Raw genomic sequence first — 9,743 nt, forward strand, 5'->3', positions numbered from 1 at the left:
ATCACTCGTGAATTAAACTCTATTAATGGTATAGCTCAAGTTGCTCAATTTGGAAAACCTATTGATGCTGTTGAAATTATTATGGATAGGGATAAAATTAATTCTATGGGACTTAATACAAAAGTTATTGCAACCTCTCTGCTTACTGAAAATCTTATAACAGGTGGTGGAACTATTGACTATGGTAGTCTTAGAGTTAATTAAAACTAAATAATAAAATAAACAGTGTTGAAAAATTAGAAAATTTAATTGTATTTTCTCAAAAATTACCTGATGGAAATAATGAAATTATCCGTTTAAAAGATATTGCCACTATAAAAAAAGGTTATGTGGAGCCTATTTCTCAAAAAATGTTTTTCAATGGAAAAATGTCTATGGGAATATCTCTTTCTCCTGAAAGTGGAACAAATATAGTTAATACTGGAAAACTTATTGATAAAAAAATAATTGAATTAAAAGAAAAATTACCAGCTGGGGTGAATATAGAAAAAGTTTACTATCAACCTGAACTTGTTACCTCTGCTATAAATAATTTTATCCTAAATCTAATTATGTCTGTTATCACAGTTGTTGGAATTTTACTTATAATAATGGGGGTAAAAAGTGGTTTGATAATTGGGGCTAACCTTGTACTTGCTATCTTAGGTACTCTTATTTTTATGCTTATGGCTAATATTGATATGCAAAGAGTTTCTCTTGGATCATTTATAATTGCTATGGGTATGCTTGTTGATAACTCCATAGTTATTGTTGACGGTGTACTTGTAAGAAGAAATCAAGGAATGAGCATGGAAGATAGTCTAAGAGAGTCCACTCATAAACCAGCTCTTCCACTTTTAGGTGCAACTTTTATAGCTGCAATTGCCTTTTTGCCAGCATATTTAATGGCTAGTTACACTGGTGAATATGTAAGCTCATCTTTTTGGGTAATCGGAGTTTCTCTGATGTTAAGCTGGGTACTTTGTCTTACTCAAACTCCTGTTTACTGTAAATTATATTTAGAAAATGAACCTATAAAGGAACCTAGTGAGAGAGAAAAAGATTTTTATAAAAAAGTTCATTCTATTTTAGAATTTTTGCTTGAGAGAAAAAAATCTACCCTATCTTTTATGGCTCTAGCTCTTTTTATCTCTGGATTAATTTTTATAAAAATTCCAAAAACTTTCTTCCCTGCCTCTGACAAAAAAGGATTTACTATAAGTGTCTGGGCTCCCGAAGGAAGTAAGATGCAGGTAGCTGAAAATGCAACTAAAAAACTTAGTAGTTTTTTAAGAGAAAATAAAAATGTTGTTAATATTGTGGAAACTATCGTTTCTTCCCCTTCAAGATACTATGTTTGTACTATTCCAGAGATGCCAAACTCATCTTATGGAGAAATTATAGTCAGTGTTGATAAATTAAAAAATCTAGAAAAGGTTGCATCATCTGTTGTAGATTATGCAAATAAAAATATGCCTGGTATAATGGTAAGTGCTAAAAAATATCCTAATGGTGTTCCTACTCAATATCCTATTGAGATAGCTTTCTCTGGAAATGATCCAAAGGTATTAAGAAATTTAGCTGAACAGGCTATGGATATTATGAAAAAATATCCTAATACTTTAAATGTGAAAACAAACTGGAGAAATAAAATTCTTACTTGGAATGGAGATTACTCTCAAGCAAAAGGTTTAAGAGGAAATATTACTCCTATTGATGTTACAACTGGACTTATGAGAACTACCTCAGGTATGCCTATCGGTAAGATAGAAGATGGAGATAACTCTTTAGCTGTTATTTTAAAAGAAACTTCTGATAATGATTCTAATGATATAAATGATATTGGACAAACTCCTATATGGGGAGTATCTTTAAAACCACAACCTCTTTCAGGTACATTGGATCGTGAATTTTTATCTTTTGAAGAGGGACAGATTTGGAGAAGAAATAGAGTGAGAACCATCACAGTTCAATGTGATGTTCCTATGGGTGTCACTGCTGAAGAGGTAAGAGGAGAGTTTAAAAAAGAGATTGAAAACATCTCTCTTCCAAAAGGATATACTCTAACTTGGCTTGGAGAATACCACGAACAAACTAAAAATATTTTTGCCCTTATGTCAGAAGTACCTATAACATTGGTTATAATGTTTACTATTTGTGTTCTTCTATTTGCAAGTGTAAAAATTCCTTTACTTATATTTTCAGCTCTACCATTTGCAATGATTGGAGTTGCTCCTGGACTTTTCCTTTCTGGAAAAAGTTTTGGATTTATGTCTACAATAGGGTTTGTTTCTCTTTCTGGAATGATGATTAAAAATATGATAGTTTTAGTTGATGAGATTAACTATGAGATTAATATTTTGAAAAAAGATAAATTTATAGCCTTAGTTGATTCAGCTATAAGTAGAATTCGTTCTGTTGCACTTGCTGCTCTAACTACTATACTTGGTATGATTCCCCTACTTTGGGATCCTCTTTATGGAGATATGGCAGCTACTATTATCTTTGGACTTTTTGTTTCAACTGTCTTAACTCTTTTTGTTTTCCCAGTTGGATATGCAACATTCTATAATATCTCCAAAGATAAAAACACAAAATAATTTAAAAATTTTATCTAACAGTGTTAGACTTCTAACACTGTTAGATTTTTTTATTCTTCTATTTCACTACAAGCTCTTTCATACTCTAACTGACTTTCTTGAAACCCCTTTTCTTTATATGAAAAGTTTTTGTCAAACTCATCTATCTCTTCTGGTGTAGCTTCTAAATCTTTTGAAAAAACAACATATCCAGAAATATCTTTTAATGCATCTTTAAATAATGGTAAAACTAAAAGCCCTTTATAAAATTTCATATCTGCCATTGAAACATTATAATTTTTTCCACCTAAAAAACCATATGGTGTATAGTGATATGGATAACCTAAGGTTATTATTGCTTTATAATTTTTTTCTTTGGCTTTTTCTATTGTATAAGTTATTAACTTTTTACCAAAACCTTGTCTTTGATATTTTTTAGAAATAAATACTGGTCCAAACGATATTGTTTCATACTCTTTATTTTGTTTTTCATCTACAATTTTAGAAAAACTATAATATATTCCCCCTTCTATCTCACCATCTATTTCTAAAACATAAGTTAAATCTTTTATAAAATCTTTACTTCTATGTAGTTTATCTATTATAACAGGTATATCTGTTCCAGGAAAATAAAGATTCCAAAATACCTCTCTAGAAAGTTCTAATACTCTCTTTCTATCTTTTTCCTCTACCTTTCTTATAACTATATCCACTCTTCCTCCTTTTTTAATCCCTATAAATAAAAAAAACTCTCATATAGAGAGTTAAAAGTTACAAAAAATAAAATGGAGCGGGAAACGAGGTTCGAACTCGCGACATTCAGCTTGGAAGGCTGACGCTCTACCAACTGAGCTATTCCCGCAACACACTAATCATATCAAATTATATGTTTTTTGTCAATATATTTTTAATTATTTTTTTATTTTTAATCTTTTTCTTTTATTTTCAATAACTTTATTTTTAAATTTTTTATCCACTATTTTCTTTATTATTTTTTTCTTGAAACTTATTTAATAATATTATATAATACTTATGGAGATGAGGCTCTCCCTACACTTTTGTGTAAAACGCTTTTAACAAGATGATAGCTTCTACAGATGTTTTTTTGCATTTGTAGAAGTTTTTTTATTTTAAGGAGGTTTTTATGTTATTTAGTTTTGCTGTTTTTATTTTAGTGGCTATATTGTTAGCTAAGGTTTTTGAAAAATTAAAATTACCTGGATTATTAGGAATGATTATCACAGGTATTTTACTTGGAGAATATTCTAAAGATTATTTTATAAATTCTCTTCACTTAAATTTTTTAGAACCTTTTTTTATCTCTGATAAAATTTTAGGTATCTCTTCAGATTTAAGACTTTGGGCTTTAATAGTTATACTTATAAGAGCTGGACTTGGTATTGATAAGGATATACTAAAAAAAATCGGTAAAGTAGCTTTGAGAATGGCAAGTATCCCTTGTCTTGTTGAGGGATTTACAATAATGGTTGTAACACATATATTTTTAGGTTACTCTCTTCCAGTATCTGGTTGTCTTGGATTTATTATAGCCGCAGTTTCACCTGCTGTTGTAGTTCCAGCTATGTTAAATCTAAAAGAAAAAAATATTGGTAAAGAGAAAGAAATACCAACTTTAATTCTTGCAGGAGCATCTATTGATGATATTTTTGCAATCACACTATTTTCATCATTTTTATCTCTAGCTCTTGGAAAAAATGTAAATATCTATACTGAAATTTTAAAAATTCCTGTTAGCATAATCTCTGGTATTGTTTTAGGTGGAGTTTTCGGACTTTTACTTGTTAAATTTTTTAAGTCTTATCATATTCGTGATACAAGAAAGGTTATAATTTTTCTAATGATAAGTATAAGTTTTCACGAGATTGAAACTTTAAATCTATTTCCTATGGCAAGTCTTTTAGGAATTATGACTATGGGATTTATTATCCTAGAAAAATACCCTGTCCTTGCTAAAAGATTATCTTTAAAATTTAATAAACTTTGGGTTTTTGCTGAGATTGTTTTATTTGTTTTAATCGGGGCAGCTGTAAATATAAAAGTTATTTTTGATTCAAGTTTAATTGGAATAGCTATAATTTTAATAGGACTTATTGGTAGAATGATAGGAGTTCGTCTTGCTCTTATGGGATCTAACCTTAACAATAAAGAAAAACTATTCTGTGGACTTGCTTATATTCCAAAGGCAACTGTTCAAGCTGCAATGGCTGGTATTCCTCTTATGATGGGAGTTCCTCACGGAGATATTTTATTAGCTATTGGTGTTTTATCAATTATAATTTCAGTTCCTATTGGAGTTATCGGTATTACTTTAGGACAAAAAACACTTTTAAAATAAATTTTATTTTTTTCTTGACATCAATATTGTATAGTGATAAAATACAAGAAATCAAATTACAGAAGGAGGAATATTATGAAGAACTACAATTTAATAAAATTAAATAATATTGCCTCTATGGATGCTTTTTATTGGTGGAGAAGCTAGGAAGTTTGTAATTTGTTGTTTAACAGATACAAACTAATTTTGTTTTACCAATAAAATAATCTGTATCTGTGAGTAAAATTTAAATTAGTATTAAATCAATGGTCATTAGATACATTCTTATGACCATTTTTTATTATATTTTTATGGAGGACTGAAAAATGAAAGAAAAAAGAGAAAAATTTAGTAACCGCTTGGGATTCATTCTATCTTGTGTTGGAGCAGCTGTAGGGCTTGGAAACATTTGGATGTTCTCTTGGAAATTAGGTACTTTTGGTGGAGGAGCTTTCCTTATACCATATTTTATATTTATGGCTTTCTTTGCTTATGTTGGACTTATATCTGAGATATCTTTTGGAAGAATGATTAAAAAAGGTGTTATGGGAGTTTCTGAACTTATGAAAGAAAAAAATATCCCTCTATCTAACTACCTTCCACTTATTTCTGTTATCTCTGTATCAGGAATATTTACATTCTATATTATAGTTTTTGGATGGATAATAAAATATTTCTATTCTTATTTGGTAATTGATATGAATACTGTTAATTATGCAAATTATTTTGAAAGTTTTGTAGGTACATCTAGTTCTGTTGGTTGGCATGTTCTTGCTGGAGTAATTAGTATTGGGGTTATCTCCCTTGGAGTTGTTAAAGGAATAGAAAAATTAAATAAAATTATTATGCCACTTATGTTTATTATTTTCATAGGGCTTATGATAAAATCTTTAACTTTACCAGGGGCTAGTGAAGGTATAAAATATCTTTTAACACCAAAATGGGAAGCTCTTGCAAATCCACAAACTTGGGTTATGGCTCTAGGGCAGTCTTTCTTTACTGTGGGACTTAGTGGATCTGCTCTTCTTGTTTATGGAAGTTATACTGGTGATGATGTTGATATTCCTGGAAGTGTTTTCCATACTTGTATCCTTGATACTTGTGCAGCTTTACTTGCTGGATTTGTTATCATTCCTGCAGCCTTTGCTTTTGGACATAATCCTGGAGCAGGACCTGGACTTTTATTTATAACTGTTCCTGCTATTTTCTCTCAAATATCTGGTGGAAAAATTTTAGCTGGAATATTTTTCCTTAGTGTTATCTTTGCAGCAGTTTCTTCTGCTATCAACCAACTAGAAGTTCCTGTTGAAGCATTTATGTATAAATTTAATGTTTCTAGAAGAAAAGCTAGTATTATAGTTGGATCTATCCTTATATTAATAGGTATACCTTTAGATTTTAATATGAATCTTTTTGGAAAATTTGCTGACTTTATGTCAGTTATCCTTATTCCTTTAGGAGCTCTTATAGTTCTTACTTTCTATTATTATTTTATAGATAATAAAAAAATAATAGATGAAGTTAATAGAGGGAGTCAAAATAAAAGAGGAAGATATATTGTTATGGCAGGAAAATATATATTTGTTCCTGGAACAGCTCTTGTACTTATTCTTGGACTTATTTTTGGAAGTATTGGATAAAATTATATATACTACACCCTTAATCTTAAGATTGGGGTGTAGTTTTTTATTATCTTAAATTTTTATTTATCTTTTTACTTAATATTGTTTTAGTTAAAGAAATATGATAAAATATAATGTAAAAATATTATTAGGAGGAAACAAAATTATGAATATAGTTTTATTTGAACCAGAAATTCCTTACAATACAGGAAATATTGGGCGTTCTTGTGTGCTTACAAACTCAACTCTTCATCTTATAAAACCACTAGGATTTTCTTTAGATGAGAAAAGTGTTAGAAGAGCTGGACTTGATTATTGGCATCTTGTTAAAATAAAAGAGTGGGATAGCTTTGAAGATTTTATAAAAGGAAATCCAGATGGAAACTTTTATTTCGCTACTACAAAATGTAAAAATAAATATACTGATGTACAATTTAAAGAGAATGATTTTATTGTATTTGGACCAGAATCAAGAGGTTTACCAAAATCTATCCTTGATGAATATTCAGACAAATGTATAACTATACCTATGATTGAAATGGGACGTTCTTTAAATCTTTCTAACTCTGCAGCTATTATTTTATACGAGGCTCTTAGACAAACTAATTTTAACTTCGGTGAGTAATTGTGATAAATATTATTGTAGCCTTTGATAAAAATTTTTTAATTGGTAGAGATGGGAAAATTCCTTGGAATATCCCTGAAGATTTACATCTTTTTAAAGAAAAAACAACTGGTAATATTATTATTATGGGAAGAAAAACTTTTGAAAGTATTGGAAGACCACTTCCTAATAGAATTAATATTGTTATTAGTAACACTTTAAAAAATAGCTCTCAAATTAAAACTGATATTTCTTTTGAAGAGTTGTGTAAAAAAGAAATTATTTTTTCATCTCTGGAAGAGGGAATAAAATTTTCTGAAAAATTTATTGAGGAGAACCATTTAAATAAAGATATTTTTATTATTGGTGGGGCAAAAATATATAATGAGGCTATCTCCAAGGAATACTTTAGTAAACTTTGTATCTCTCATATCAAAAATGAGTTTTCAGGAGATACTTTTTTTCCTAAGATAGATTTAAAAAATTATAAAAAAATTATTGAAAAAGATTTTAAAGAATTTATATATTGTGAATATGAAAATCTTTTCTTTAAAAAATAAAATAGTTTAATTAAAAAATTGCCAAAGAGTTTAACCTCTTTGGTTTTTTTATATCAAAGTATAGTAATTATTTTTTATAAACAGTATTTTTTAATTATTATTTGTGATAAAATTATATTTATAGTAGATATTATTTTAATTACAAGAGAGGTGAATATAAAATGGATTTAAATGAGGTTGAAATAATTTTCTTTGATACTGAAACAAATGGATTAAAGGCTGAAAATAGTGTACTATCAATATCAGCTATAAAAACTTTGGTTAATTATAATAAAAAAACTGTTAAAATATTAGATAAATATGAAAGATTTTATTATCCAATAGAAGATTATAATCCCAATGCTATAAGTGTTAATAAACTGGATCGAGAAAATATTAGAATAAAAAGAGGAAATAGAATATATCCAAAACATTTTATAGATGATCAGTTGTCATTTTTTTACTTTTGTGGTAACATTCAACACTTTGTAGCTCATAATATAGAATTTGATAGAAAATTTTTAAAGAAAAAATTACCTAAACAGTTTTGTACTATGAAATCAAATACTGATATAATAAAACTACCTTCTCAACATAAAGGAGCTTTATATAAATGGCCAAAGTTAGAAGAAACCACTCAATTTTATAAAATCTCTTCTAATAATAATAAGTTTCATGATTCTATGTATGACGTAGAGATGACTATTGAAGTTTTTAAATCTATGCTAGATAATGAAAAAGGAAGAGAACTAATAAAAGAATTTCTATTTGATAGGGATTATTCCTATAAAATTTTTTAAACTTTATAAATCTAATGCCATTTTTTGTCATAGTCTTTAAAGTATAATATCTTAAAATAAATTAGTTTTTTAATGGGGGAAAAAGTGAAAAATCAGAGAATATTAGATATTTATTTAAGACTTCTTAATAATAGAGAGGTTAATAGAAAAAAATTAGCTCAAGAATATGAGGTAAGTGAAAGAAGTATACATAGAGATATCAGTGATTTAAGAAATTTTTTATTATTTAGTGCTAATCCTGCTGAAATTATTTATGATGACAAAAGTAATAGCTATAAACTACTAAATGAAGATAATCAAAAATTAAATAATAGTGAGATTTTAGCTATTTGTAAAATACTTTTAGATAGTAGAGCCTTTTTAAAAGATGAGATGAACACAATCATAAATAAACTTATGAAGCAATGTATCCCTATAGAAAATTATACAAAAGTTAGTAAGCTAGTGGAAAATGAAAAATTTCATTATATGGAGTTACAACATAAAAAAAGTTTTATAAATAATATTTGGGATATAGGAGAAGCTATTCAAAATCACTTTAAAATGGAAGTTAATTATGTAAGAATGGATAAAAAAGTCGTAAAAAGAATTGTTGAACCAGTGGGTCTAATGTTTTCTGAATATTATTTTTATCTTTTAGCTCATATTGAAAATATTGATAAAGAAAAACATTTTCAAAATAAAAATGATATCTTCCCAACAATATATAGACTTGATAGAGTAGAAAGTTACAAAGTCTTAGATGAACACTTTGCTATTATATATAAAAATAGATTTGAAGAGGGCGAATTTAGAAAAAGGGTTCAGTTTATGACTGGTGGAAGATTAAGAAAATTAACCTTTAAATATACTGGAAATTCTTTAGAAGCTATACTTGATAAGATTCCAACAGCTGAAATTTTAGAACAAAAAGAAGACTATACAGTTTTAAGTGCTGAAGTTTTTGGAAATGGAATTGATAGATGGATACTAGCTCAAGGAGATAGTGTTGAGATTTTAGAAGATAAAAAATATTAATTTAAAATTTTGTTAAAGATAATATAATTTTTAAATTTAAAAGCACCTAAAATATTAAGTTTTCTAATATCTTAAGTGCTTTTTTATAAAACAGATAATTACTTTTATTCTATTAAAAAATAAATTTTATCTTTTATTAAAAATCAAATTTATATCCCATAGAAAGAGTTACTCTTGAATAATCAAAATCTTTAGTTATTTTTTCATTTCCTACTCCATATGATAATTCAGCTTTATTTATTTTATACATTAAATCCATAGTGAAGTT

9 protein-coding genes, 1 tRNA gene and 1 riboswitch are annotated in these 9,743 nt (G+C 27.7%); of the genes, 8 read left to right on the forward strand and 2 right to left on the reverse strand.

Annotated features, from left to right (window positions below; genetic code table 11):
- On the forward strand, nt 1-204 hold a 204-nt coding region (locus Q1J48_RS01035; protein WP_300360633.1), incomplete at its 5' end, for a hypothetical protein.
- 44 nt (nt 205-248) lie between these two features.
- Nucleotides 249-2,579 carry an efflux RND transporter permease subunit gene (locus Q1J48_RS01040; RefSeq protein ID WP_300360641.1) on the forward strand — a complete coding sequence of 777 codons (2,331 nt, stop codon included), beginning with the start codon at nt 249-251 and terminating at the stop codon, nt 2,577-2,579.
- 50 nt (nt 2,580-2,629) lie between these two features.
- Here the strand turns inward: Q1J48_RS01040 and Q1J48_RS01045 are convergent, their stop codons facing one another.
- Nucleotides 2,630-3,271, reverse strand: coding sequence for a GNAT family N-acetyltransferase (locus Q1J48_RS01045; protein ID WP_300360635.1), 642 nt, complete (start codon nt 3,269-3,271; stop codon nt 2,630-2,632).
- 73 nt (nt 3,272-3,344) lie between these two features.
- A tRNA-Gly gene (locus Q1J48_RS01050) sits at nt 3,345-3,420 on the reverse strand.
- A gap of 163 nt (nt 3,421-3,583) precedes the next feature.
- A riboswitch (Fluoride riboswitch) is annotated at nt 3,584-3,659 on the forward strand.
- A 43-nt stretch (nt 3,660-3,702) separates the two neighbouring features.
- Here Q1J48_RS01050 and Q1J48_RS01055 point away from each other — a divergent pair.
- From Q1J48_RS01055 to Q1J48_RS01080, 6 genes are all read left to right on the forward strand, one after another.
- On the forward strand, nt 3,703-4,914 hold the full coding sequence (locus Q1J48_RS01055; RefSeq protein ID WP_300360636.1) for a cation:proton antiporter: 1,212 nt from the start codon (nt 3,703-3,705) through the stop codon (nt 4,912-4,914).
- 305 nt (nt 4,915-5,219) lie between these two features.
- Nucleotides 5,220-6,533, forward strand: coding sequence for a sodium-dependent transporter (locus tag Q1J48_RS01060; protein ID WP_300329249.1), 1,314 nt, complete (start codon nt 5,220-5,222; stop codon nt 6,531-6,533).
- Between the two features lie 148 nt (nt 6,534-6,681).
- Nucleotides 6,682-7,140: a tRNA (uridine(34)/cytosine(34)/5-carboxymethylaminomethyluridine(34)-2'-O)-methyltransferase TrmL gene (trmL, locus tag Q1J48_RS01065; protein ID WP_300329246.1), complete on the forward strand. Its 459-nt coding sequence runs from the start codon at nt 6,682-6,684 to the stop codon at nt 7,138-7,140.
- A gap of 2 nt (nt 7,141-7,142) precedes the next feature.
- The gene (locus Q1J48_RS01070; protein ID WP_300360637.1) at nt 7,143-7,679 is read left to right on the forward strand and encodes a dihydrofolate reductase; all 537 of its coding nucleotides are present in this window, start codon (nt 7,143-7,145) and stop codon (nt 7,677-7,679) included.
- A gap of 161 nt (nt 7,680-7,840) precedes the next feature.
- Nucleotides 7,841-8,458: a 3'-5' exonuclease gene (locus Q1J48_RS01075; protein WP_300360638.1), complete on the forward strand. Its 618-nt coding sequence runs from the start codon at nt 7,841-7,843 to the stop codon at nt 8,456-8,458.
- 84 nt (nt 8,459-8,542) lie between these two features.
- Nucleotides 8,543-9,475 carry a helix-turn-helix transcriptional regulator gene (locus Q1J48_RS01080; RefSeq protein WP_300360639.1) on the forward strand — a complete coding sequence of 311 codons (933 nt, stop codon included), beginning with the start codon at nt 8,543-8,545 and terminating at the stop codon, nt 9,473-9,475.
- Nucleotides 9,476-9,743 lie beyond the last annotated feature (268 nt).

Source organism: Fusobacterium sp., from assembly GCF_029258315.1.
In the GTDB taxonomy this organism is placed as follows: domain Bacteria; phylum Fusobacteriota; class Fusobacteriia; order Fusobacteriales; family Fusobacteriaceae; genus Fusobacterium_B.

Coding starts and splice junctions, on each gene's coding strand:
- Q1J48_RS01055 (WP_300360636.1), top strand. CDS start 3,703: ATGTTATTTAGTTTTGCTGTTTTTATTTTAGTGGCTATATTGTTAGCT.
- Q1J48_RS01060 (WP_300329249.1), top strand. CDS start 5,220: ATGAAAGAAAAAAGAGAAAAATTTAGTAACCGCTTGGGATTCATTCTA.
- trmL (WP_300329246.1), top strand. CDS start 6,682: ATGAATATAGTTTTATTTGAACCAGAAATTCCTTACAATACAGGAAAT.
- Q1J48_RS01075 (WP_300360638.1), top strand. CDS start 7,841: ATGGATTTAAATGAGGTTGAAATAATTTTCTTTGATACTGAAACAAAT.